This window comes from Adhaeribacter aerolatus, assembly GCF_007991635.1.
GTDB lineage: Bacteria > Bacteroidota > Bacteroidia > Cytophagales > Hymenobacteraceae > Adhaeribacter > Adhaeribacter aerolatus.
In genome coordinates this window covers 88,055-112,543 of sequence record NZ_BJYS01000017.1, presented here as the reverse complement: position 1 = coordinate 112,543, position 24,489 = coordinate 88,055, and the positions used below count along the sequence as shown (strand labels likewise).

The window sequence follows — 24,489 nt, the reverse complement described above, 5'->3', positions numbered from 1 at the left end:
CCATTAAGTTGGTTGCCGGTATACATATTTGTGCCGGTAAATTAAAAGCATTTTCAGGAACCCTGTCTTTTACTATCCTTACCTAATATTTATGATAATATGATATTTATAATATTATGATCTGTCCCCAATATGCTTACCATTTGGTTACAAATATTAAATCGGTAAATCAGTTAAAAGGTGTCAAAAGCTTTAATATAAACTGTCCTTCCGCAGAATGATAAAGTGGTGGATTTCAGGTCCTGATTGTAGCCACATTTGCCGTCTTTAATTAACACAAACGAAAGCTTAGCCGGGCTAAAGGCCTATAATTAGCTGTTGTTTTTGGCACGGTGAAGCGGCGGAAGACCTGCCAGTACACCGGATTGTTAACTAATATTCCACCGCATTTTATTAAGCGGCAGCAGTTAAGCAGGTGTTGTCGTTCCGGAGGAAATTCTTTAGCAGATCACTAACAAGTTTCCTCAGAGATTTTTGGATTCCTGGAAGGGCAGTAATTGACTGCTGTATAACTTTTGGCCAAACTGCTGGCTTGCGTAACAGCAGCTATCAATTGCTATAAGCATAGCACCGGATGTAGTATTTACGCCTCTTCCAAAGATTCCATTTCATCGATGGCTAATTTAGAATGGGATACCGCACCGCCGGCCTGCATTTCGGCCGCAATCCAAACGGCTTCAATAATTTCGTGCTGGGTAGCACCTTTTCTGATTGCCTGAGCGGTATGGCTCCGAATGCAGTAAGGGCACTGGGTTACGTGGGCTACCGCCACGGCAATTAATTGTTTTGTTTTTTCGGGTAACGCACCTTCTTTAAAAACAGCCTGGCTAAAATTACGAAAGGCCTCGGCTATTTCGGGAGCCAGAGAACTCCTTTTAGCCGAAAGAGCCAAACTGGCTTCGGGATACAATTGCTTACTTTTCATTGCATTATTTTTAAGAATAATTCAGAAGTTTAACTATCTGCTAATGCAGCGACTTGTAATTTCCGGCGTAACAGGCGCACGATGAAATTGACTAAAAACCTAAATCAGAGCCTTAAGACAGATTGTTAATAAAAGAGGTTCCTTCCTGCAATGCAGAAGCTAATTGCCGGATGGTGGTTTCCTGAAATACCTGGCGCAGCGTTTCGCGGGCAGCTTTAAATTTGTCGTGCATGGGGCAGGGGTGAAGTTCAGCGCATCTTTTTAGACCCAGGCCACACTCGTGGAACACCGCCATGCCATCGATGGCATTTACAATATTGATAACCGGCTGCTCCAGTTGAAAATCTTCGATGTAAAAACCACCATAAGGCCCTTTCAGCGACGTGATAATGCGGTGCTTGTTTAATACCTGCAGAATTTTGGCAGTGAAGGCTTCCGGGGCATCCACTTCCCGGGCAATTTCTTTTACATTCAGCTTTTGGTTTTTATCAGCTTGCGAAGCCACAAAAACCGCCGCCCGTATTCCGTATTTACATGCTTTGGATATCATCTAATTCGCCCCGCCCGTTTATATTGTTTCTTTACTTTATTATTTTATTGCCTGTTCATAAACTTTTTGAAAGGGAGTAAAAGGCTACGTTACCCAGAATTCATCGGGAAAGTTATCCCGAACCGGGCTAGTGTGCAATTGTTCTAAAGCCGCTCCTATAAGCAGCAATTCGCTTTTATTTAATGTTTTCTCCAGGTGCGGAAACAGCTCTCTTTCTTCGTAACGGATGTGGGCTTCTACCGCATCAGCCAGTTGGGTTAGCAGATCCGGAAATTGGGCCGGCGAACTGCCTTTTAGCTGGTGAATGGAGGCCCTTATATTCCGGTGTTGTTGCATGGCGTTCCAACAGTAATCGTCATTAACCTTTTCAAACAAATAAATTTCCTCTTCCCGGAAGTGTTGCCGGAGATGTTTGTCCCAGAAAAAAAGCGCATACGGTTGAATCCGGCGGGTGTCCACCTTTTTCTTCAGTCCCTGCCGTATCTTCCAGCAGAATAATAAGCCGGTATGATGCTCCGGAGAAAGCAAAGCGAATGGTTCCTGGGATGCAGGCGGTTTTTGCTCCATTATTTATACTTCTTTGCGCATTAACTTTGTCTTCGGCGGCAGCTATCACTCAATTCCACCGGGGCCGAACAGTCAGATTTTCGGGTATTTCAGATAAGGGTAATCTTGTCTTGCCCTTGGCTCTCCCGGATGCGGCGTTCAAAAGTATTTGCCATAATCAAAGCTCTTCTTTTGGCTTCTTCGGCCATTGGCCCGGTAAAGTGCTTATCCACCGTTTCGTTAAAGAGACTCAACCACCTTTCAAAATGTTTGGCTTCCACGGGCATGGTAGCGTGTTTGGCAAAAGGGTTGCCCGTATAACCTTTTACCCCAAATAAAGCGGCATTCCAGAAGGTATACATTTTTTCCAGGTGCGGAACCCAATATGTAGAAAGCCGAAAGTTAAAGATGGGAGCCAGCAATTCGTCCTCGGCCACTCTAGCATAAAAATCATCTACCATTAGTTTAACCTCTTCGAGCCCTTGTATGTCGTGTTTAAGATCCATTTTTTAGGTAATTATTAATTAGAAATGGAATATCAATGTATAAAACCATTATTCAGTTATTCCGGTTTCTTGGGTAAGCGGGTAAAACTTACTAGGTTCCGGGTACTACTTTAATTTAACGTAAACTGGGTGATTAAATAATAGATTGCCCAGCCGCCGAATAATATATGGGAAACCCAAACCCAATTCGGAATGCTGCGGGGTGTTTCGCTGCTTTCGATTAAAAATATTTTCTGGTCACCTTTACCGTAGGCGCTAATCATAATAGGCACCACTCCGTCTACTACTTCATCTTCATTCAGGCCTTCTACCGTAATATCCGGACCATTGCGTACCACAAACGGAATTTTGCGCACGCCCTCTTTGCCGGAGGGGTCCTGGCTAACAATGCGTAAATAATGGTCGCCGTCTACTAATTTGCGTGTATCCAGTTCAAAGTTAACCGGTGAATAAAAAGAGCCGACGGGTTGCGGCGCATCATCTACAAAAATCAGGATTGAACTTTTACCTTCCATGACTAGCATTCATTTAATATGGCTTTTTTAATGTGAGCGTCACTATCTTCGCCGGGTTTTCTTAGCCATTTTATCGTATAAAACAGCGTTAACAGCACAATAAATGCAGTAGCCCAAACCAAGGCGTAATCCCAGTTACTTTGCGGACCGATTCCGTGCGAAATGCCTTGTAAGAGTTTAGGCTGCTGCTTTTCACATACGGGGCAGGCCGAGGTGGTTATGGTTAACAAGGCGGCCACGATGGTGAGAAAATAGGTTTTCATAGGCTTAATCTTTGGGGTGTCAATAATTATTAAGCGTTTGGAATGGTCTTAAATCCGGTGGTTACTACCCGGGCAGGAGCCATAAGTTGGGCGACATCGGTAGCATATTTATTCTGCCAGGCCTGGCCTATTCCGGCATCCGGCTGAATAGCGCCAACGGATTCGCGGGGCGGTTTTATAGCCAGTTGGTGCCCTTTAAAAGGGGAAGTATAAATGTTGCCGGGTAAATAATTCTCTTTGGGGTTTTGCATGAACATGAGATTAAATATTCAGTTCGAAGCTGTTTTTTTGAGTAAATCCAGAATTTGCTGTACTTCCGCCGCTGGTACTTCCCGGGCCTTATTACCCCAACTGGTTCGCTCGTGGTTAATGATAGCGGTAATTTCGGCGGCACTCAGGTTGCTGTTTTTACCTACTGCCGGCATAGCTGCAAATTCCGGGCGCGGGTCGTAGCCGTTCATAATCACATCAATCAGTAGTTCGGGGTTGTCGTCCAGTACAATGGGGCTGCCCTTTAAAGCGGGGAAAGCGCCCTTTAGGCCTTCGCCGTTGGCCTGGTGGCAGCTCTGGCAATTAGATGCGTACAAAGCAACCCCGTCCAACCCGGGTTCGGAAGTGCTGCCAGCCGGCACATCGGCCGCTTTTATTTCCCGCTTATATAAAAATGCCGGGACAACTGCCGGATTTTCCAGCTCCGTTTGTTTCAGGGCTTGCAGATAAGCAATCAGTTGCCGGGCTTCTTTCGTGGCCACTATTTTGCCGGGCCCTGCCGGCCTAAATTCGTCGGGTACGTTTATTTCCACATCGCCGGTTTCTACCTGCTGCTTTACTTGGAATAAGAAAGGATAGGCCGGCATTACCGATTCTTTTACCACGGCGCGGGGTTGGTATAAATGCAGTAAGTTCCACTCGGCGCTGGGCTGGCGATTACCAATATTAGTAAGGTCGGGGCCGATGCGGCCGGTACCCATCAGGGTAGCGGTGTTGCGCCAGAAGTCGGTGCGGCCGTTGCCGGCATAATCTGCCGCCACACTGGGGCGTTTGCCAAAGGGTTTATCCATGTCAATATTCCGGACCTGCTGGGTATGACAGGCCACGCAGCCGTGCGACACATACACGGCTTTGCCAGCCAGTTCTTCGGCGGTTAGCTGGGCGGCGTTGGGCAGCGGCAAATTATCATTCTGGTTTCTGATGGCCGGCATAATGGCTACCCAAAACGTTAAGAAAAAAAACAAGCCGGTAGCCGTTAAAAAGAGTTTCCGATGGTCGTTAAAAAAATCCATATCTGGCTGTTTGCTGTTCTATACTTGATGCTCGGTATTATATTTTTGGTGAATTTTAATTGCTTATTGCATTTTTACCAGCTCATAATCCGGTATTTCTGGTCTTTCCGGTGCTACTCCGTTTATCCTGGTTTTTTTATGGGTTACAAGCATTTTGTACATATTAAAGGCAAATATTAAATGAGCCACCCACATGAGCGAGCCCCCAATAGCTCGCCAAAGCCAGTAGGGCGCCATTAGTACCACACTGTCAATAAAGGGTTTACCTTCCAGCCAGAGTAGCCCCCTTAAGGTACCGCCCAGCATCAGGGGAATGGAGTAAAACATGAGGCCGATAAACGCCATCCAGAAATGGATACCGACGGTAAGTTGCGGCGGCTCCTGGGCCGTAAGCCGGGGCACAATGGCATAAATTCCGCCCCATAAGAAAAACGCAATAATCCCGTACATGGTCAGGTGGGAGTGAGCAATGGTAAAATCGGTAAAGTGCCACAGGCGGTTAGTATACCGGAAAGCTTCGGCGGTGCCTTGCAAGGACCCGGTAAAGTAAAAGATGATACCGATAATAAAGAAGGGCAGGGTATAGCTGCCGGAAACTTTATGCCAGGAACCCCGGAAGGTCATTAGAAAGTTGGTGGTGCCCGATACCACCGGGATAGCCATGCCGGCGCTGCCCACAATGGCCACGGTTTGCAAAGACCACGGTATTGCGCTGAAAACAAAATGGTGCGTACCAATGAGGGTATAAAAAAATATCTGCGACCAGAAAGCCAGAATACCCAGGCTGTAAGAATAAATGGGCTTGTTGAGTTGCTGCGGTAAAAAATAATAGACCAGCCCCAGGGTAAACAACATAAACCACATACCTACGCCCTGGTGCATGTAGTAGCCCTGAATAATGGTTTCGCCCATGCCATTTTGCCAGTTGGGTACGTAGGCTACCACCCCAATGGTAATAGCAAAAATAACCGCTGCCACTATGTACCAGTTAGAAACGTAAATTTCTTTGGTAGTGCGCCGGGCTACGGTTCTTAAAAAGTTAACCAGCGTTAATACCAGGCCTAGCGCAAATAATAGTTGAATGGGCCAGATATATTCGCGGTATTCGCCGCCGCCGTTGTTAATGCCGGCCATTAAAGCCAAGCTGCCCAGCACTACCGAAGCATTTACCAGGTACAAGGTCCACCAGCCTAGTTTTAAACTCGCAATTTGCACATTGCCCACCCGGGGCACCACGTAATAGCCCAAACCCAGCATGGCCAGCGACGACCAGCCCCAGAATACCGCATTGGTATGCACCGGCCGCAGCCGCCCAAAACTCAGCCAACTCGCATGGTCTAGATCGGGGGCTACCAACTTTATGCCCAGGTACTCGCCAATGGTAGTCCCGAAAACCAGCCAGAAGGTAGCCGTAACTAAAAACCAGATAATCAGGCGGGAAAGCGCCGGGTCGATGTTTGGCCTTTTAAGTGCTTTGCGTTTGGTTTCGATAAACCGGATGTTGGCGTGTTCATTAATATTGGCTAAAAGCCCTTTCTCATCCCAAACCGGTAAATTACCGGTTAGCTGCCCGGGCTTGTTTAAATATTGCAGGTTGTATTTCTCCTGTTGTAATTGGGCTAACGTGGCAGCATCCAGCGTTTTCAGGTAAGCGGCAAAGCGGGTAGCTTCCTCTGCTTGTTTCCGGCTTTTAAGGTAGTAGTAAACATTATTGGCTTTAACCACCAGGTATAATATTGCGGCCAGTAGCGGAATCAGAATCAGAAATATAGTAATAAGTATACCGGGTTGACTGAATAAACCGGCTTGTTCACTACCATTTTGGGCATAAAGCCGGGTAGGCGTAAAGCCATATAAAAACAAGATAAGAAGCAACTGGCTGGTGTACTTATTAAAAAAGGGAGGCGGAAGTTGGGAGTGCAGGTACATTAGGGAAGTTTATAGCAGCATTCATGAGTTTAACGAATAAAAACTAAAAAGGATAAATTTGTCTTAAATAATTTCTTAAAATTTATAAAGCGCAGCTAATATTGTGGCAGCGGTCAATATTTAAATGGTCAGGCGGCTGCCATTCCTCATCCTAATATATTATTAAGAAATATTGGTTAATAGAATTTTTAAAGAGCCCACCAGAAGTTTTCGGAAATATATTTAAGCAAAACAACCTGTCATCACGCCGCTTTTACTTGAGGTAAATTTAACTACCTGTTTCGCAAGCGTTATTACCGGTAAGTTGTGAATTATTTAAAATTACAAGGAATAAAGCCTTGAGTGATTTATTTCGACCGTTCTTAAAAATACAGAATGTCTGCGCAGCGGTATTATAACTTACCGGTATTTTCTCTTAAATATGATTGCCTTATTCCTATTAATCTTTTTGCCATAGCCTTTTGTAACCTTCTGCTGCCTCTCTTACTCTATTAATTAAGTGAGTTGTAAAACCACCCGGTTTTAATTCTCCTGAAACAGACGATTAGATCTTAAATGCAATAACTATGATAACGCTTAACGGAAATATAATCCCGGTTAAGGAAGCCAACGGAAAAGATGCTGCCCATAACCCTGAAAAATTGTTAAAGTTAAATGGCGCGGAAGCTACCGACGAATCCAAAATCAAGGCCATCAGTCATTATTTCCGGCAAATCATGCTTATGCTGGGTCTGGATATGGAGGATGATAGTCTGAAAGGTACGCCGGACCGGGTAGCTAAAATGTATGTGCAGGAAATATTCCGGGGGATGAATCCCGCGAATAAGCCGGCAGTTACGCTTTTCGAAAACAAATATCACTATAATAAAATGCTGGTGGTGAAAGATATCACGGTGTATTCCTGCTGCGAGCACCATTTTCTGCCCATCATGGGCAAAGCCCACGTGGCGTATTTTTCCAGTGGCAAAGTAATTGGATTATCTAAAGTAAACCGCCTGGTACAATATTATTGCCAGCGCCCGCAGGTGCAGGAACGGCTAACCGAGCAAATTGCACAAGCCTTGCAGAAAGCTTTACACACAGAAGATGTAGCCGTAATAATAGAGGCAACCCACCTTTGCGTAGCAGCCCGCGGGATACGGGATATTGCCAGCACCACCCGCACGAGCCATTATTCGGGCAAATTCCAGAACAATGCTATAAAAAAGGAATTGCTATCGTGGCTGAAATGAAATTTTCTCTAACCCTTTTTTCAATTATTCTCCTATAAATAACCAATTACCATGGAAAATAAAGTTAAAATAAAAGCAATTGAAAACCTGACGCACAACGTTAAAAGATTTCAGTTTGAAAAACCGGCAAACTACACTTTTATACCGGGGCAGGCTACTGATGTGGCTATTAACAAAAAAGGCTGGGAAGCCGAAAAGAGGCCTTTTTCTTTTACTTCCTTAGCCACATCGCCGGACCTGGAGTTTACCATAAAAATATACCGCGATCATGCAGGCGTTACCAATGAACTGGATAGCCTGGTTGTAGGGGATGAATTAATTATTGAAGACGTTTGGGGGGCTATTGCCTACCACGGTCCCGGTTATTTTATTGCTGGTGGCGCCGGCATCACGCCTTTCATTGCCATTCTTCGGCAATTACAAAAAGAACAAAAATTAGCCGGTAACAAACTCTTTTTTTCGAATAAGACCGAGCAGGATATTATTCTAAGGCAGGAGCTAACAGCCATGCTGGGAGCAAACGCCATTTATACGATTACCGGTGAACCTAGCAACCGCTATCACCACGGACATATTGATGAACCTTTCCTGAAGACTAATGTGGAAGATTTTAAGCGACATTTCTACGTGTGCGGCCCTCCGCCAATGGTAGAAGGTTTGCAACATATTTTAGCCCGGCTGGGCGCTTCGCCCGAAGCAGTAGTATTTGAAAAATAAAAATTAAAAAAATAAAGCGAAGGGTCAGGCCTCCCTGCCGATATGGATGCGATAACCAATTATTCTGTCTGCTTAAACGGTTGGGTTATGACCAGTTTATTAGCGGAGCCGTTTCTGTTGGCCACCGGAATTGAGAATAGTTATCCTACTATCCCAGCACCCAATGGTTCCGCCAAAAAAATTGATGAAACGGAAAAGACGGGTCATTACCGCCGGTGCTGGTGTCGGGAGGCTACGGTTTATATTTTTAGTTAAAGTTTTCAGAAAAAGAATCAGGCAAGATGAAATATTAAACTGTACCATCGCTAATATTCCAGGTCAGGTTTGGAAAATGTTATGCTCGAATTAATTAAAAAAGTATAATTCGGAACATGGTAAGCTTAAGGTACAGGATAATTTTCCTTTGTAATCTCTGCCATTACCTTGTTAACGATACGGTCGCAATGAATGAGGTTAAATTCAAAGATTTCTTCGGGAGAGTAATATTTTTCAATCTCCCGGCGGAGCATATTTTTGGCCCGGTTCAGACGCACCTTAACATTGGCTTCTGATATGCCCAGCGCTTCGGCGGTTTCGGCTACATTCAGGCCATTTAATTCCCGCAAGGAAAATACCATGCGGTAATCCAGCGGAATTTCACCTACTGCCTTTTCTATAATCGCTTTTAGCTCCTGTGTAAAAATATTCTTTTCCATATCCAAAGGAGAACCGGCAAACAATGGTACCTGCTTGTCAACAATTTCTTCATACCCGGCTTTTTCGTATTTAAAACTGAATTTGTGATTCTTCTGGTAGCAATGATGCAGCATTATTTTAATAATCCAGGTTTTAAAAGACGATCGGTGCTGAAAGCTGGCTAAACTTTTATAGGCACTGATAAATGTTTCCTGCATCAAGTCTTCCACATCCTGGTGCTGGTAGCCGTACGACTTACCTACTTTGTATAAAAAGGGATTATTTCTTCTAATCAGGATTTCAAAAAGCTCGGTTCTACCTTCTATTATTTTTTCGATTAGGTCCTCTTCCGCAACTTGTATCATGGCAATATTTTTATATATTGTTTATTTTTTCATTATTAAGCCGGCTTACTGTACCGCTATCCGGCCTTTCATTACGGGGTGCAGGCTGCAGAAATAAGCCGAATTCTTGGAGGCTACCATTTTCCAGGATTTGCCAACCGGTAATAAAGGAGAGGCCCAGGCTTTACTTTTTTCTTCTGTAACATTATGAGCCACCATGTCGCGGTTTACCCAAACAATGGTATCGCCTTTATTAACCCTGATTTCGGCTGGTACAAATTTCATTTCTCTGATTTCTACGGTATAAATCTTCGGCGCCTTGCTTTCCGTACCGGGATTATAGCCTCTAAAAATAAGGGGTAAAAATAACCCCCAAACCCAAACGTTTAACATCGGACTTTATTTAGCAGCGTATTGCTTCTGCAGCATTTGGGCGTGTTGCAGGTGCGCATCCAGGGCCGGCAGAATATTCTGAAGTAAATCTTTTAATTCCTGATTTTCTGTTTCGGGAATCAGCAGCCCCTTAACGGCGGAAATCACGGCCTTATGGTAAGCTACCTCATTATCTATATAAGCCTTATCAAACTCTTTTCCTTTTTTTGTTTTAAGGACCTTCTCCGTTTTAGCAGCATCGGCTAATAATTGGCGACTCACCGCATTGTCCTTCGGCGTTACCCCTAATTTTTTTACCAGCGCGGAGGCTTGCCCGATTACGGCCTTATGGTCGTTGGCCATTGTTTCCGCAAATTGCAGCACCTGGGTATTTTTAGATCTTTCTTTCGCCAGCCGGGCCTGATTTATGTCAATCTGATTGGCGGTAACCGCCACCGAAGCAACTTCTTCATCGGAAAGCTTCGGGTTGTCCTGTGCTGTGGCGGGCATAAAGAGGATAACACAGCCGCCGGCTAAGGCTAAATTTCTAAGCGTTCTAAGCGTTTTCATTTCTTTTAAGGTTAGTTCTATAGCAATAGAGTAACCCAACCGCCTAAAGGTTACAACCTTTTTTCAGAGAATTAAAAGTATATTTAACGTAAATATTTTAAGTGAAAGCTTTGGTCTTAAACCGCTTTAACTACTATAATTCTTTAGCTAACTGCTACCCGGGGCTCCAAAATAGCAGTATATTTTCTTTCTGTTTTTATCGGATTTGCGGGTTTTTAATTTTTACGCCTTAACTTAAGCCCTGGCTTGGCGTTGCTGTGGTACAACAATATTTAAACGGCTAATAATATTTAAAGGGGAAGTAAAGAACAGCTACAAAAGGCAAAAGCGCTATAAAACGTAAAAACAGTTATTCATTAAAATAAATAGTCAGATGGAAATTAGCGTACTGAAAAATCCCGGCGAACTTGGCAAGCTAGCCGGAAGCAAAGCGGCGGCCTTAATACGGGAATCTATTGCGGGCCAGGGCTATGCCAATATAATATTGGCAACCGGTACCAGCCAGTTCGAAACCCTGAACCAGCTAATTTCTGAACCAGATATTGAATGGCGTAAAGTAACCATGTTCCACCTGGATGAATATATTGGCCTGCCGGAAACCGCAAAAGCCAGCTTCCGGAAATACCTGAAAGAACGCTTCTTAGACAAAGTACCTCCGCTGCAAGCTACTTTTTTAATAAACGGTGAAAATGACCCCCAGGCCGAATGTGAGCGCTTAGGTAATATTATCAGTTCTCATCCGATAGCGGTAGCCTTGGTTGGGGTAGGAGAGAACGGGCACCTGGCCTTTAATGATCCGCCGGCCGATTTTGATACCGAGCAACCTTACTTAATAGTTGATTTAGATGAGCAGTGCCGCCAGCAGCAATGGAAGGAGGGTTGGTTTAATTCTATCGACGAAGTGCCCAACAGCGCCATCAGCATGTCGGTAAAACAGATAATGAAGGCAAAGCACATCATTTGCGCGGTACCCGAAAGCCGCAAAGCTGCCGCCGTGCAAAACTGTCTTGAAAAACCAGTAAGTAACCTATTCCCGGCCAGCATTTTACAGTTACACCCTAATTGCCATTACTACCTCGACGAAGCTTCTGCCTCCTTGCTTTCAGCCGGGGTACTGGCTAAGACCGGGAAAGCATAAACGGCTGGTTGCCTGTCTCGGTAAAGCAGCATTTTTTTATTATTTGATTATTTTAACAGGCGTAACCTATGCCTCACCTGGCAGTCTGCAACTAAAACACCAGCCTTAGCAAACATAAAAAATTTGAATAAAGAATAAAAAGTTAACATTTATCAAAATTATTTTTGATAAATGAATTTTTTCTCTATTTTCGTGTACGTACCCGAAAAATTTACCTTTTTGGTTTTCAGCAGGGTTAAATATTTCAGCCGCCGGTACTATTTCAAATTAAAAGCTATGCCGGAGCCCTGCAAATTATTCCGGAAGTGCTATTGGTAGCCGAAAGCCTCGATATATAGATTATAGATTCAGTGAATTGGCAATCCGGGCAGCAGGAGGTACCCGGTTGTTCAGGTAACGGGAGGTTGCTAACCTTAATGCATACGTCATCATGTAACTGGCAGAGGCAGTAAGCAAGAAGAAGAGTTATTTTTACGGCAGAGATAAATAGCAGAAATAAATAATTAAGTATTTAACCAAGTACTGTTATGGATTCAGTGCTAAAGGGAGTAGGATGTTTGGGTGGAATACTACTCCCGGTTAAATACTACTGGGCAACGCCTTCCGCCGCTTTCCTTTTATTAATTTGTGCCGACCTTGAAGGCAAGCCTTTCAGTAGGTACTAAAACAGTAAAATATGGCCAATATGCTAAATGCAGTAACCACAGAAAATTTAGAAGTTAAGATTTACGAAACCCGGTCCGCCATGGGAGCGGAGGCAGCGGTCGCCGCCGGTCAGGTAATAAGCGCGTTGCTCGACCAGCAGGAGTATGTTAATATTATTTTTGCCGCAGCGCCTTCCCAAAACGAATTTTTAGCAAACCTGGTAGCCAATCAGAATATTGCCTGGGAACGCATCAATGCCTTTCACATGGATGAATACGTCGGCTTGCCGGAAGAGGCGCCGCAACGGTTCGGCAATTTTCTGAAAGACCGCCTCTTTGCCATAGTACCTTTCCGTTCGGTTAATTATCTTAACGGCTTAGCCAAAGATGTAACCGCTGAGTGTGTCCGCTATACCGGCTTGCTGGAAGAATTTCTGGCAGATATTGTGTGTATGGGAATTGGTGAAAACGCCCACATTGCCTTTAACGATCCGCACGTTGCCGATTTTAACGACCCAAATCTGGTGAAAGTAGTGGATTTGGACCAGGCTTGTCGTCAGCAACAAGTAAATGACGGCTGTTTTGCCACCATTGCCGATGTGCCTACCCACGCTTTAACCTTAACTGTACCGGCTTTAATGCGGGCCCGGTATGTCTTTTGCATGGTGCCTGGGCCAACCAAAGCCCAAGCGGTTTTCCATACCTTAAAAAGCGACATACAGGAACTGTATCCGTCTACTATTTTAAGAAGGCACCCGCAGGCGGTTTTGTTTCTGGATAAAGCCAGTAGTTCTTTACTGAATTAAAATTGAGTAGCTTTTAAATAAAGCTTTCTATACGCTTGCCCGGGTAGTTGTAAAAAAATAAGTTACCCGCATTGGCATACCACAAGAATTTTTTTGGGTGGATAAAGCCTGTTGGGTTTTAAGAACTTAGCAGGCTTTTTTAGCCTCTCCAGTTTAAACCCATCCGGCCAAATGGTAGAATTGGTTTTTACTTCCACCCAACCATTGCCCAGAGACGCTACAATCGGGTTAACTGAATATTATTGCTCAACAGGATCAAATCTACTTCTCCGTCTTATATCAAAGGTATCTTGTGTTTAGACAAGAATACAGGTAAATAACTTTCATTGATTATTTCCTATAATATCTTCCGAGCAGAAAATTCTACTGAAGTTCACTGAATTCTAAGGAAAGACGCAGCGCAATGTCTTTTATTCAAATAGTAGGCCTTCTGGACGAACCTATATTTTTGTATGTCCGCGAATTAACCGCCCGAGTTGCATGGCTCTCTTCTCCCAGAGGAAAATGAGGTTTATTCGTCACTTGCTGGTCAGTATCCGTCGCAAAAACAGATGCAAAAGCTCTTGGCATAAGTTCTGATTTATACCAAACAGAATAATCAGGGCATGATAATAATTATGAAAACTTGGTGGAACTTCAACTTTCCACGCCGGGGCTAACGCTGAATACGTCTTTTATAAAGCAGAATGGGCTTTGGTTTATCATATTCAAAAAGATATCTCTAACGCGGCATTAAATTACGGGCATTAGCTTTACAAATACATAATTGCTGGTTAAAAATTAAGCTCGATCTCGGAACAGAAGGCTATATTGTTTTTATTTTCGAGCCAAGTGAAGTAACCAACTGTGCGAAGCCGGTGCAATTAATAAGTAGCATAAGTTCAGGTAAATGCTTGTGTAAGCTTTCTGATAGTACCCTTAGCTTTCGGAAGAAATGGTGTAAGGGCTTCAACCATCATATTTGTAGCCAATCCTTAACACTTATCACGTAAAACTTCCTACTTAATGATAATTTTCTAATAATACCTTACAGATACTGTAAACCAAATCCCGTACTTTTATAATCTCTTACCTATATAAGCCTATTTTTAAATGAAGAAAGTTGAAGAAGAGTTAGTTGGTGTAAAAGAAATAGCCAGAAGAGCCAATGTTTCGATTGCCACCGTAGATAGAGTTCTTCATAACCGAACCGGGGTTTCGGAAAAGACCAAGGAAAAAATAAATAGCATTATCCAGGAACTAGATTACCAGCCTAACTTGCTGGCCCGCCGACTGGCTTCGCGCAAGGCTATTCAATTTGCTATCTTAATTCCCCAAATTTCCAACGAAACAGATTTTTGGCAGGCTCCGCTAAACGGCATCGAGCAAGCCGAAGCAGAAATTATACAATACGGGATTAAACTGGATAAATATTTTTTCGACCTGAACAATAAAAGTTCTTTTGTAAAGCAAACACAGGTATTGTTGAAAGGCAATTTAGATGGTGTTTTGCTGGCACCCTCTTTTATAGAAGAATCTATTGCATTTACCAAAGAACTTCAGAAGCGTAATATTCCTTATATTTTCATCGATTCGGATATTCCTAACCAGGAAAGCCTGAGTTTTATCGGCCCGGATTTATTTCAAACCGGTTACCTGGCCGGGCACCTGATCAATTATTTGTTCGAATCCGGCAAAATTTTACTCGTTAATATTTCCAAAGAAATAGATAATCACCACCACCTGTTGCGGAAAGAGGAAGGGTTCAGAACCTATTTTCAAAAGAATAACATTAACAAAGAGATTGTCAAGATAGATATCCGTAAGACCGATTACAAATCAATTAAAAAGAATTTAGCTAAAATCCTCACCAAAGAAAAAGATGTAAAGGCCATTTTTGTAACCAACTCGCGGGTTTCTTACGTGGCCCATTTTATAGAAGAAAGCAGTATTCAGGATAAGTTATTGATTGGGTTTGACTTCTTAAACGAAAATATTGAGTACTTAAAGAAGGGAACCATCGATTTTTTAATTTGTCAGAAGCCCCAGGAGCAAGGTTACCGGGGTATTATGGCCTTGTACAATAAAATTGTGCAGCAAGCCCCCATCGAAAAGGCTTATTTTATGCCGATTGATATTGTAACCAAAGAAAATTACGCCTTTTACCGGAATTAAGCCCCAGCCGGGTATCGGTTATATTGTCCCGCAGACGAATAGTAACTTTTACATACCAAGGTTTTTGGTAAGTATTAGTCCTGCGTTGATTTAAAATTATTGATGTGTAAAATATGCGGTCAGGTAGGCCCGGTGGAGTCTTGAAGGCACACTTGGTTTACCTGACCGTTATTGTTTCCAATTTTTTGCTCCATTTAATATAGTTGAAAAGTTAATTTGAATATTCAGCTACTTCTTTTTTCGTCTGTGCGGCGGGCACTTGCTTTTCTGGTGGATGAGATTAACCCTTCCGCCCTCCGGGCACCTTCCCTCAATCAGGGAAGGAGTTCGGCCGAACCAGCACGTTGCCATTAGCTTAGAAGGGTAGGCTTATTATTCTATTATTTTTAATAACGATTGCACCTAGTAAAGTAGTAGCTACAGGCAAGTGACAGCAGTTTGGACAGCGAGGGCCTTTCAGGTTTCCGGTGCGCAGCATTGCGAGGTACGAGCAAAAGAAAGATGAGCAGCCCGAGTGACCAAACGAGGCCCGCCGGCCCAGAGGCTTCTTAGACCTACAAATACAGTTAGCACCTGATCATTGAAAGATGAAATCTTTCAAAAGATATACTATTACAACATTAGCCCATCAATGGAATACCTTTTTGGCAGGGTAGATATTATTATGCGATTACAAACCCTTTACCTGAAGTAATTTCGTGCCACTAATAAGAAAAAGAATAATCATCTAACCTCTGATTTTGATTAGAAAGCCTTTCATATAAGGATATTCTTTCGGCTGTTAGACTGACTATAAAGGATAAATTTTGTCCTTAAATATCAATTCTATGGGCAACAGCCAACAATTCATAAATTAATTAATAAAATATTTTTGAAATAGATCTTTTCTTTTCTATATTCGGGTACGTTACCGTGCTGCTTCGGAGGTAAGTGATAAATCAGGTAGATACCCTGTTCGGGTAGCAAGGCTCTTCTTTTCAGTTTCCAGAATAATCTAATTTTATATAGCTTTTTTGAATTAAGATTTACCTGATATGTTTATTTCGTTCTTTTCCGGGTACGCTACCGGAAGATGATTAATTAATTCAGGAAGAATTTTTACTGCGGGTACAGGGTAGGGTATTTTAGTGCGCAACAAACCGCAAGAAACGTAACAGCGAAGGTGTTTCGGCACTTTCCGTTTATCTGGACTTTCTTTTAACCATTTATAATGCTATGAAAAAACGCTACCCCGATTGGCAGGCGCTAACGCCGTTTGCCAGAAAATTTCCAGTACCATTTCTAGCCGGTAAGCCTTCGCTGGCGCTGCTGGTATTATTTATATCACTGGTTGCATTTATTTATCCGGCAGTAACTTTCGCGGCTATTCCGGTCCGAAAGTTACAAACGGTTACCGGGCGGGTAACCGATGCCGATAACGGCGAGCCTTTGCCGGGCGTAAGCATTGTGTTAAAAGGTACCAATTTAGGTACCACCACCGATGCTGGCGGTAATTACAGTCTGGAGGTGGCCCATTCCGAGGCGGTGCTGGTGTTTACTTTTGTAGGCTATTTAAAGAAGGAAATACCGGTTAAAGGCCAGACCACGCTCCAGGTAAGTTTAGCGCCGAATCAGGCGCAGCTGGATGAAGTGGTGGTTATTGGCTATGGCACCGTCAAGAAGAGCTCGGTAACGGCGGCGGTATCTAAAATTGAAAACAACAAACTGGACCAGATACCGGTAGCCCGGCCCGAAACGGCATTGGTGGGTCGCTTGTCCGGAGTGAATATTTCTACTAACCGCAGCACGCCGGGCGCCTCGCCCATTATCCGGATAAGGGGAGCCGGTTCAATCAGCGCCAGCAACGACCCATTGGTCGTAATAGATGGGTTTCCGGGCGGTAGCCTCGACAACGTAAACATGAACGACGTGGAATCCATTGAAGTGCTGAAAGATGCTTCTTCGGCGGCTATTTACGGATCCCGGGGCAACGGTGGGGTTATTATTGTTACCACCAAAAAAGGTAAGTCCAGCAAGCCGCAGCTCAATTTTAACGCATACACCGGTGTAGCCCGCGCCATTGGCCATGACGATTGGATAACCGGCCAGGAGTTTCACGATTATGTAGCCCGGTACCATAACCGCGAGTTCGTTTGGGCCGGCGGCGATCCTACTATTCCGTTGTGGGGCGATGTGCGCCGGCCGGCCCAATACCAGGTAAACCCGGTGGTAAAAGAAGGAAATACGGTTTGGGAAGAAGTGTTGCTTAAACCGGCGCCCATCCAGAATTATAACCTTTCAGTGGCAGGCGGTACCGATAATGCCAAATATTATGTGTCGGGTACGCTGCGCGATGAAAAAGGAACTCTGCTGAATACCGGCTACAAGTATTACTCGCTGCGGGCAAACCTGGATTTAAAAATAAATTCGGTTGTGAGTACCGGCTTTATGGTCAATCCAAATTATTCTATCCGCCGCACGGCTCCCTTATCCATGGAAGCCCTGGTGAAAACATCGCCTTTTGTTTCGCCGGTGCGCAATGCCAATGGCACCTATCCCAAACCTTTGGATTATTGGGGTTCCTCGGTTTCGGCCCAGGTAAGCCCTTTGGCCACGCTGGAAGGTACTACGAATACTACCGATGCCATGAACACCATTGGGGAAGCTTTTGTGAACCTGAATATTTTAAAAAATTTAACTTTCAGAACCTCGCTGGGCGGCAACGTTACCTTTACCACGGCTGAGAATTATTCCAAAGCCTCGGCCAATTCAAATGGCTTAAACAATGGTTCGGCTTCCGATGCTACCAACATCAACCTGCTCAACGAAAACGTATTCAGCTATACCAAATCCTTTAACGATATCCATTATATCAGTGCCATTGCGGGCGCCTCTTTCCAGAAAAATACCTCCCGTTTGGCCGCTATGGGGGTGCTGGCCGGCAGCTTCGGCAACGAAGCCATCCGTACCCTGAATAACGCCGTTATTTCACCTACTACCACCCGTACTACCAAATCGCAGTGGGGACTGGCTTCGTATTTCAGCCGCATCAACTATAGCTTCCGCGATAAATATTTGCTGGCTGCTTCGTTCCGGACCGATGGCAGCTCTAAGTTTGGGCCCAATAACCGGTGGGGTAACTTCCCGTCAGCCTCGGCGGCCTGGCGGGTTTCCCAGGAAGAATTTATACAGGACCTACCGGTTATCAGCGACCTGAAGCTGCGCGCCAGCTACGGGGTGGTGGGCAATTTCAACATAACCGATTTCGGCTACTTTGGTAATATCAGCGATGTATATTACGCGCCTAACGGTATACTAACCAAAGGGCAGGCCCAGACTACCCTGGGTTACCCAACCCTGCGCTGGGAAAGAACCAAAAGCTATGATATTGGCCTGGAATTAGGCTTGTTTAACAGCCGCCTTAATGTAGTATTAGATTATTACGATAAAAACACCGACGACTTGTTGTACAATGTTTCGGTACCTTCGGTTTCGGGCTTTACCAATGCCCTGGTTAATACTGGCGTGGTAAATAATAAAGGCATAGAACTGGAATTAAACAGTAAAAACTTAACCGGCGCTTTAACCTGGTCTACTGCTTTTAACGTTACCCGCAACCGCAATAAAGTGGTTGATTTGGGTGGTGTAAACGAAATTATCAATACCCACACGCGCGGCATGAGCTGGTTGTTACGAGTAGGAGAGCCGGCCTTTTCTTACTATGGCTATAAAGCCATTGGGGTACTGCAGGATGCCGAAGATATAGCTAATTCGCCCACGCTGCCTGGCTCCCGGCCCGGCAATGCCAAGTATCAGGATACGAATAACGATGGCAAAATTACGCCGGCGGACCGAATAATCCTGGGCAATTTTCAGCCAAAGCTGATTTTGGGAATGGTAAACGATTTCGCCTATAAGAACTTTGACCTAAGCATTATGATGCAGGCTTCTTTGGGCGCTAAAATGTACAACCTCGAAAACTTATATTACCAGGGCGCCACCGTAAGTGCCATGCGGCGGTCTTTGGTAGAAAACCAATGGTGGTCCGAAGCAGAACCCGGCAACGGAAAAGAGCCGGCCACGGCCCTGAGCGCTTTGGCTTACGTCTCCAACAGTGACTTTTATCTCGAAGATGCTTCTTTTCTGGCTATCCGGAACGTGAACCTGGGTTATCAGTTTCCGGCAGCTATCGCCCAAAAAATGCGGATGAATAATTTACGGGTTTACCTGACCATGAGCAATGCCCTGATGCTGACAAAGCGGGGATTCCACGGCTATAACCCCGAAGGGTATACCGGCGGCGAAATTACCGGCATTAACAGTATGCCGGGTTTCAACAATGGCTCAGAGCCCCTGAACCGGACCGTTGCCTTAGGCTTAAACGTTAATTTCTAATTTTTCAGCGCTGCATCAACATGAAAAAGCATCCATATTTGAATATAGGTTTATTGGCCCTGGCTATAAGTTTAGGCGCCTGCAACGACGAGGTTATTGACCTGGTACCGCAGTCTATTCTGACGGAAGGTAATTTTTACAAAACCGCTCAGGACCTGGAAGGGGCCACCTTAGGCATTTACAGCCGCTACCAGGCCCGCCTGCCCCGCGACTGGGCCATGCTCGAAATGCCCACCGATAATATGCACATGACTGGTTATTTTAACATCGGGGGCTTGCCTGAAGTAAATAACCTGGCTTTTACCTCCGAAAATCCTTTGTTCGGTGCCATGTGGACCGAAACCTATAATGGCATTTATCGGGCTAATATGGTACTATCCAAAATAGATATACCCACCGATTACAAACCCAAGCAAAAAGAACAGCTAACCGGCGAGGCTAAATTTTTGCGGGCCTTATTTTATTTTGATTTGGTGCGGATGTTCGGCGGGGTACCCAAAATAACCACGGTTCTGACCAGCCAGGAATCGAAGGCGGTGCCAAAGGCCACGGAAGCCGAAATTTATGACCTGGTAATTTCGGATTTAAAAGATGCCATTGCCAACCTACCGGGCAAAACCGAAATAGCCAAAGGGCGGGCCAGCAAAGGGGCTGCTGTGGCTTTGCTAAGCAAGGTTTATGTTTTCCGGCAGGATTGGACTAATGCCAAAACCTACCTGGACATGCTTCCGGAATTTGGTTACCAGTTGTTGCCGAATTTTGCCGCTTTGTGGAAGCTGGAAAACGAAGATAATAACGAACTGGTATTTGCCATTAAATACATCGACGGCACCAATGGCCAACCCATGTCCAGCGATTTTCTGCCTTACTTTGGCGTGAGTAATATTGCGCCGCGGGGCAACGAAAGCGCTTTTCCGTCGTGGGATTTGCATAAACTGTACGAGGAGACTGATACCCGCAAAGCAGCCACTATTACGGAGTTTTATAAATCGCCGGATGCGCCGGCCAACGCCCCTTTGGTGTGGAAACCCTACATCAGCAAATACAGCGTAAAGCACACCCAGAACGCCGCCGGGCTCGATCTGCCGGTAATCCGCTACGCCGACTTGGTTTTGTTAAAAGCCGAGGTACTGTACCGGTTGAATCAGCCCCAGCAGGCTTTGGTAGAACTGAACCGCATTCGCGAGCGGGCTTTTGGCAACACTTCGCACAATTATACCCTGGCCGATATCGCTACTCCGGAAGCTTTTTTAGATAAGCTCTTGCTGGAGCGCCGGTTAGAACTGGCTTTTGAGAACCAGCGCTGGTTCGATTTGGTGAGAACCGGCCGGTTGATAGCCGAACTGACCCAGGTTGAAACCGACTACAACTACGATACTAAAACGGCTTCAAAACAAAACTTGCAGCCCCAGCCGCATTACAAATTTTTCCCAATCCCGAACCGGGAAATAGAGCAGGCCAACCCAGGCGTACTGGTGCAAAACGATAACTACAATTAAACCGGTAAATATTTCTTCCCTGCTCTATTTAGAGGTAACAGATAAAGCAGATTGTGGAAATAAAACTTATAGATGCGATAGTAGTAGCCCGCAACAGCGAGGAGCTGGCTGCTGGCCAAAAGCAAGCATAAGTCTTTAACCTGCGTTTTAACAACCTTTTTTCAGCCGGGAGTAAGCTTACCGAATTATTAGTTAAAGATACCTGCAAACAGGGTATATATAAGCAGGCGGTGAACCGACACATTCATAACCCAGTCATCAAAGCATATCATACAGTTTTACTTTATAAAAAATTAGCCCATGAAAGAACTTTACCAACCGGTGCCGCCTAAGCTAAGGTGGCGCTGTATTGTCCATTCTTCCCTAACCGCCAAGTTTGTTCTACTGTTACTCTTCGCTGTAGTTCTGGTGGTAAACACTACCGGATCTTTGGCGGCTACCCGGCCGGTAAAACAGGTAATAACCGGGCGGGTAACGGATGCGGGTACCGGCGATGCCTTACCCGGCGTAAGCATTGTAGAGCGTGGCACCACCAATGGCACCACTACCGATGCCACTGGTAATTACAGCCTGGACGTAAACGGAGCAGAAGCCGTGCTGGTATTTTCTTTTATTGGCTACACCGCCAAAGAAGTGCCAGTGAAAAACCAAACGATAATAGATATTAACCTGGTGCCGGATTTAGCCCAGTTAGACGAAGTAATCGTTATTGGTTATGGCACCGTTAAGAAAAGTTCGGTCACCGCCGCTATTTCCAAAGTCGAAAATACGAACCTCGATCAGATACCGTCCGGACGGCCCGAGACCGCGCTCGTAGGCCGGATGGCCGGGGTTAATATTTCAACGGCCCGTAGCCGGCCCGGAGAGGCGCCCGTGGTACGGATTAGAGGGGCCGGTACCATTAGCGCCAGCAACGACCCGTTAGTGGTAATAGATGGTTTTCCGGGGGGCACCCTGAACAACGTGAACATGAACGATGTGGAATCTATTGAGGTATTGAAAGATGCTTCGGCGGCGGCTATCTACGGCTCCCGGGGTTCGGGCGGGGTTATTATTGTTACCACCAAAAAAGGCAAATCCGGTAAGCCGCAACTCAACTTCAATTCGTACACCGGGGTAGCCAAAGCCATTGGGCACGACGATTGGATTAGCGGCGAAGAATACTACGATTACGTGGTGCGCTACCAGAACCGCGAGTTTGTGTGGGTGGGCGGCGATCCTACCATTCCGGTTTGGGGCGATGTGCGCCGGCCGGCCGCTTACCAGGTAAACCCGGTTATTAAAGAAGGTAATGTAAACTGGCAAAATGCGGTACTGCAGCCCGGCCCTATTCAAAACTACAACCTTTCGGTTTCGGGCGGAACCGATAACGCCAAATATTATGTATCCGGTACCTTGCGCGATGAACTCGGAACCGTTAAAAATACGTCCTACACCTATTATGGCTTGCGGGCAAATGTTGATTTAAAAATTAATCCGGTGGTAAGCGCCGGTTTTATGCTTAACCCCAACTATACCAAGCGCCGTCATTTAGGTCTGGGCATCGAAGCCATGGCCAAATATCCGCCGTTTGTGCCTATTCAGAACCCGGACGGTACTTACCCAAAAGCCCGCGATTACTGGGGCGTAGTCGTGACGGGCGGCTTAAACCCGTTGGGCATTCTAAATGCCACCCAGAATTATTCTTATTTGATGAATAACCTCGGGGAAATGTACATGAGCCTGAATCTTCTGAAAGATTTAACCTTTAAATCTACCTTTGGCAGCAATATTACTTACACCACCAACGAGAATTATGTTGCGGCTTACGGTTCCTCTAATAATGCGGCCGGGGCTTCTGCCTCCGATTTAAGAAATATTAACCTGGTAAATGAGAATATCCTGAGTTATAACAAAAGTATTAACGAGGTTCATCATTTTAGCGCCATTGCCGGGGCCTCTTACCAAAAGAATACCTCGCGCCAAACGGCCATGGGTATTGTTACCGGCAGCTTCGGTAATCCGGCCATTCAAACTTTAAATAATGCGGTAATATCACCCACAACTACTTTTACCAGAAAATCGAAGTGGGGGCTGGCCTCTTATTTCAGCCGGGTAAACTATAACTTCAAAGATAAATATTTGCTGTCCGCTTCTATCCGGACTGATGGCAGTTCCCGCTTCGGACCCGATAACAAGTGGGGTAATTTTCCGTCGGCCTCCGTTGCCTGGCGGGTATCGCAGGAAGAATTTATGAAAGGGATGCCCACCATCAGCGACTTAAAGCTGCGCGCCAGTTACGGCGTCACGGGTAATTTTAACCTGCCCGATTTTCCGTATTTAGGCGTAATTGGCGATGCTTATTATTCACCCAACGGAGTCGTTACCAAAGGCAAGGCCCAAACCAGCTATGCTAACCCCCGCCTGCAGTGGGAACGCACCAAGAGTTATGATGTAGGGCTGGAGTTAGGTTTATTCAACAGCCGCCTGAACCTGGTGGTAGATTATTACGACAAGCGTACAACCGATTTGCTTTACCAGGATGCACTGTCGGCCCTCACCGGTTTTGCCAATTACTACACCAACACCGGCGAAATCAGTAACAAGGGGGTGGAATTTGAAATCAACAGCAAAAACCTGACCGGCAAACTAAAATGGGAAACCGGGTTTAATATTTCGCGGAACCGGAACGAAGTGGTTAGTTTAGGCGGCGGCGTAACCGAAATAATTAATCCGGATGTGTACGGCATGAACTGGATATTGCGGGTAGGAGAGCCCATGTTTTCTTACTATGGCTACAAAGCCATTGGGGTGCTGCAAAACAAAGAAGATGTAGCCAATTCGCCTATTCTGGCTGGTTCGCTGCCCGGCAATACCAAATACCAGGATACGAACAGCGACGGGCAAATTACTCCGGCCGATATGGTTATTCTGGGCAGCTTTCAGCCGAAATTATTTATGGGTATGACGAATAATTTTGTATATAAGAATTTTGACCTGAGCTTAATTATGCAAGCTTCGCTGGGCGCTAAGTTGTACAATTTCGAAAATGAATATTACCAGGGTGCTCTGGCCGGCGCCATGCGGCGGTCGCTAGTCGAAACCCAGTGGTGGTCGGAAGCCGAACCCGGTGATGGCCGGATGCCGGGCGCGGCGCTCAGCAAGTTAACCTGGCAGTCGAACAGCGATATCTACCTTGAAGATGCTTCTTTCCTGAGCGTCCGCAACCTGAACCTGGGTTATACCCTGCCGGCTGCTTTCGCCGGTAAATTACGCCTGAATAATTTGCGCCTGTATACATCTTTGAGTAATGTGCTGGTGCTTACCAAAGACGAGTTTCACGGGTACAATCCCGAAGGTTACACCCGCGGAGAAATATCCGGTTTAACCAGTATGCCAGGGTATAATTCCGGCTCAGAACCCATTAACCGCACTTTTACCGTCGGTATCAATGTTAACTTTTAATTA

Annotated in this window: 21 protein-coding genes; 9 read left to right on the top strand and 12 right to left on the bottom strand. The window is 45.2% G+C overall.

Going from position 1 to position 24,489, the window contains the following annotated elements; all coding sequences use genetic code 11:
* Window positions 1–583: 583 nt before the first annotated feature.
* From AAE02nite_RS12410 to AAE02nite_RS12370, 9 genes are all read right to left on the bottom strand, one after another.
* A complete protein-coding gene (locus tag AAE02nite_RS12410) occupies window positions 584–925 on the bottom strand; it encodes a carboxymuconolactone decarboxylase family protein (RefSeq protein ID WP_146898057.1) in 342 nt (113 codons plus the stop codon).
* A gap of 112 nt (window positions 926–1,037) precedes the next feature.
* Window positions 1,038–1,475 carry an RrF2 family transcriptional regulator gene (locus tag AAE02nite_RS12405; RefSeq protein WP_146898056.1) on the bottom strand — a complete coding sequence of 146 codons (438 nt, stop codon included), beginning with the start codon at window positions 1,473–1,475 and terminating at the stop codon, window positions 1,038–1,040.
* An 84-nt stretch (window positions 1,476–1,559) separates the two neighbouring features.
* Window positions 1,560–2,042 (bottom strand): hemerythrin domain-containing protein, encoded by a 483-nt coding sequence (locus AAE02nite_RS12400; protein WP_146898055.1) that lies wholly within the window; start codon window positions 2,040–2,042, stop codon window positions 1,560–1,562.
* Between the two features lie 89 nt (window positions 2,043–2,131).
* Window positions 2,132–2,527, bottom strand: a complete 396-nt coding sequence (locus AAE02nite_RS12395; protein ID WP_146898054.1) for a group III truncated hemoglobin — start codon at window positions 2,525–2,527, stop codon at window positions 2,132–2,134.
* A gap of 110 nt (window positions 2,528–2,637) precedes the next feature.
* Window positions 2,638–3,042 (bottom strand): cytochrome C, encoded by a 405-nt coding sequence (locus AAE02nite_RS12390; protein WP_146898053.1) that lies wholly within the window; start codon window positions 3,040–3,042, stop codon window positions 2,638–2,640.
* Window positions 3,043–3,044: 2 nt separating this feature from the next.
* The gene (locus AAE02nite_RS12385) at window positions 3,045–3,305 is read right to left on the bottom strand and encodes a hypothetical protein (protein WP_146898052.1); all 261 of its coding nucleotides are present in this window, start codon (window positions 3,303–3,305) and stop codon (window positions 3,045–3,047) included.
* Between the two features lie 29 nt (window positions 3,306–3,334).
* Complete coding sequence (locus AAE02nite_RS12380; RefSeq protein WP_170252592.1) at window positions 3,335–3,556, bottom strand: hexameric tyrosine-coordinated heme protein; 222 nt, start codon at window positions 3,554–3,556, stop codon at window positions 3,335–3,337.
* Between the two features lie 18 nt (window positions 3,557–3,574).
* The gene (locus AAE02nite_RS12375) at window positions 3,575–4,588 is read right to left on the bottom strand and encodes a cytochrome c (protein WP_146898050.1); all 1,014 of its coding nucleotides are present in this window, start codon (window positions 4,586–4,588) and stop codon (window positions 3,575–3,577) included.
* A gap of 63 nt (window positions 4,589–4,651) precedes the next feature.
* A complete protein-coding gene (locus tag AAE02nite_RS12370) occupies window positions 4,652–6,517 on the bottom strand; it encodes a cbb3-type cytochrome c oxidase subunit I (protein WP_146898049.1) in 1,866 nt (621 codons plus the stop codon).
* A gap of 566 nt (window positions 6,518–7,083) precedes the next feature.
* On the opposite strand from AAE02nite_RS12370, the gene folE reads away from it, so the two are divergent.
* The 3 genes from folE (at window position 7,084) to AAE02nite_RS26290 (ending at window position 8,721) form a co-directional block, all read left to right on the top strand.
* Window positions 7,084–7,749 (top strand): GTP cyclohydrolase I FolE, encoded by a 666-nt coding sequence (gene folE, locus AAE02nite_RS12365; RefSeq protein ID WP_146898048.1) that lies wholly within the window; start codon window positions 7,084–7,086, stop codon window positions 7,747–7,749.
* Window positions 7,750–7,800: 51 nt separating this feature from the next.
* On the top strand, window positions 7,801–8,466 hold the full coding sequence (locus AAE02nite_RS12360) for an FAD-binding oxidoreductase (protein WP_146898047.1): 666 nt from the start codon (window positions 7,801–7,803) through the stop codon (window positions 8,464–8,466).
* A gap of 87 nt (window positions 8,467–8,553) precedes the next feature.
* Window positions 8,554–8,721: a hypothetical protein gene (locus AAE02nite_RS26290; RefSeq protein WP_170252589.1), complete on the top strand. Its 168-nt coding sequence runs from the start codon at window positions 8,554–8,556 to the stop codon at window positions 8,719–8,721.
* Between the two features lie 125 nt (window positions 8,722–8,846).
* Here the strand turns inward: AAE02nite_RS26290 and AAE02nite_RS12355 are convergent, their stop codons facing one another.
* The 3 genes from AAE02nite_RS12355 to AAE02nite_RS12345 are packed head-to-tail and all read right to left on the bottom strand — an operon-like array spanning window position 8,847 to window position 10,427.
* Window positions 8,847–9,506, bottom strand: a complete 660-nt coding sequence (locus AAE02nite_RS12355) for a sigma-70 family RNA polymerase sigma factor (RefSeq protein WP_146898046.1) — start codon at window positions 9,504–9,506, stop codon at window positions 8,847–8,849.
* 45 nt (window positions 9,507–9,551) lie between these two features.
* Complete coding sequence (locus tag AAE02nite_RS12350; RefSeq protein WP_146898045.1) at window positions 9,552–9,878, bottom strand: plastocyanin/azurin family copper-binding protein; 327 nt, start codon at window positions 9,876–9,878, stop codon at window positions 9,552–9,554.
* A gap of 6 nt (window positions 9,879–9,884) precedes the next feature.
* Complete coding sequence (locus AAE02nite_RS12345; RefSeq protein ID WP_146898044.1) at window positions 9,885–10,427, bottom strand: DUF4142 domain-containing protein; 543 nt, start codon at window positions 10,425–10,427, stop codon at window positions 9,885–9,887.
* 373 nt (window positions 10,428–10,800) lie between these two features.
* Between AAE02nite_RS12345 and AAE02nite_RS12340 the strand changes: the two genes are divergently transcribed.
* From AAE02nite_RS12340 to AAE02nite_RS12315, 6 genes are all read left to right on the top strand, one after another.
* The gene (locus tag AAE02nite_RS12340) at window positions 10,801–11,565 is read left to right on the top strand and encodes a glucosamine-6-phosphate deaminase (protein WP_146898043.1); all 765 of its coding nucleotides are present in this window, start codon (window positions 10,801–10,803) and stop codon (window positions 11,563–11,565) included.
* 685 nt (window positions 11,566–12,250) lie between these two features.
* On the top strand, window positions 12,251–13,015 hold the full coding sequence (locus AAE02nite_RS12335; RefSeq protein ID WP_146898086.1) for a glucosamine-6-phosphate deaminase: 765 nt from the start codon (window positions 12,251–12,253) through the stop codon (window positions 13,013–13,015).
* Window positions 13,016–14,107: 1,092 nt separating this feature from the next.
* Entirely contained in the window at window positions 14,108–15,169 is a 1,062-nt protein-coding gene (locus AAE02nite_RS12330) for a LacI family DNA-binding transcriptional regulator (protein ID WP_146898042.1), read from the top strand.
* A gap of 1,215 nt (window positions 15,170–16,384) precedes the next feature.
* Window positions 16,385–19,543: a SusC/RagA family TonB-linked outer membrane protein gene (locus AAE02nite_RS12325; protein ID WP_146898041.1), complete on the top strand. Its 3,159-nt coding sequence runs from the start codon at window positions 16,385–16,387 to the stop codon at window positions 19,541–19,543.
* A gap of 20 nt (window positions 19,544–19,563) precedes the next feature.
* Entirely contained in the window at window positions 19,564–21,042 is a 1,479-nt protein-coding gene (locus AAE02nite_RS12320; protein ID WP_146898040.1) for a RagB/SusD family nutrient uptake outer membrane protein, read from the top strand.
* Window positions 21,043–21,342: 300 nt separating this feature from the next.
* Window positions 21,343–24,486, top strand: a complete 3,144-nt coding sequence (locus AAE02nite_RS12315; RefSeq protein ID WP_146898039.1) for a SusC/RagA family TonB-linked outer membrane protein — start codon at window positions 21,343–21,345, stop codon at window positions 24,484–24,486.
* The last annotated feature ends 3 nt before the right edge of the window (window positions 24,487–24,489 follow it).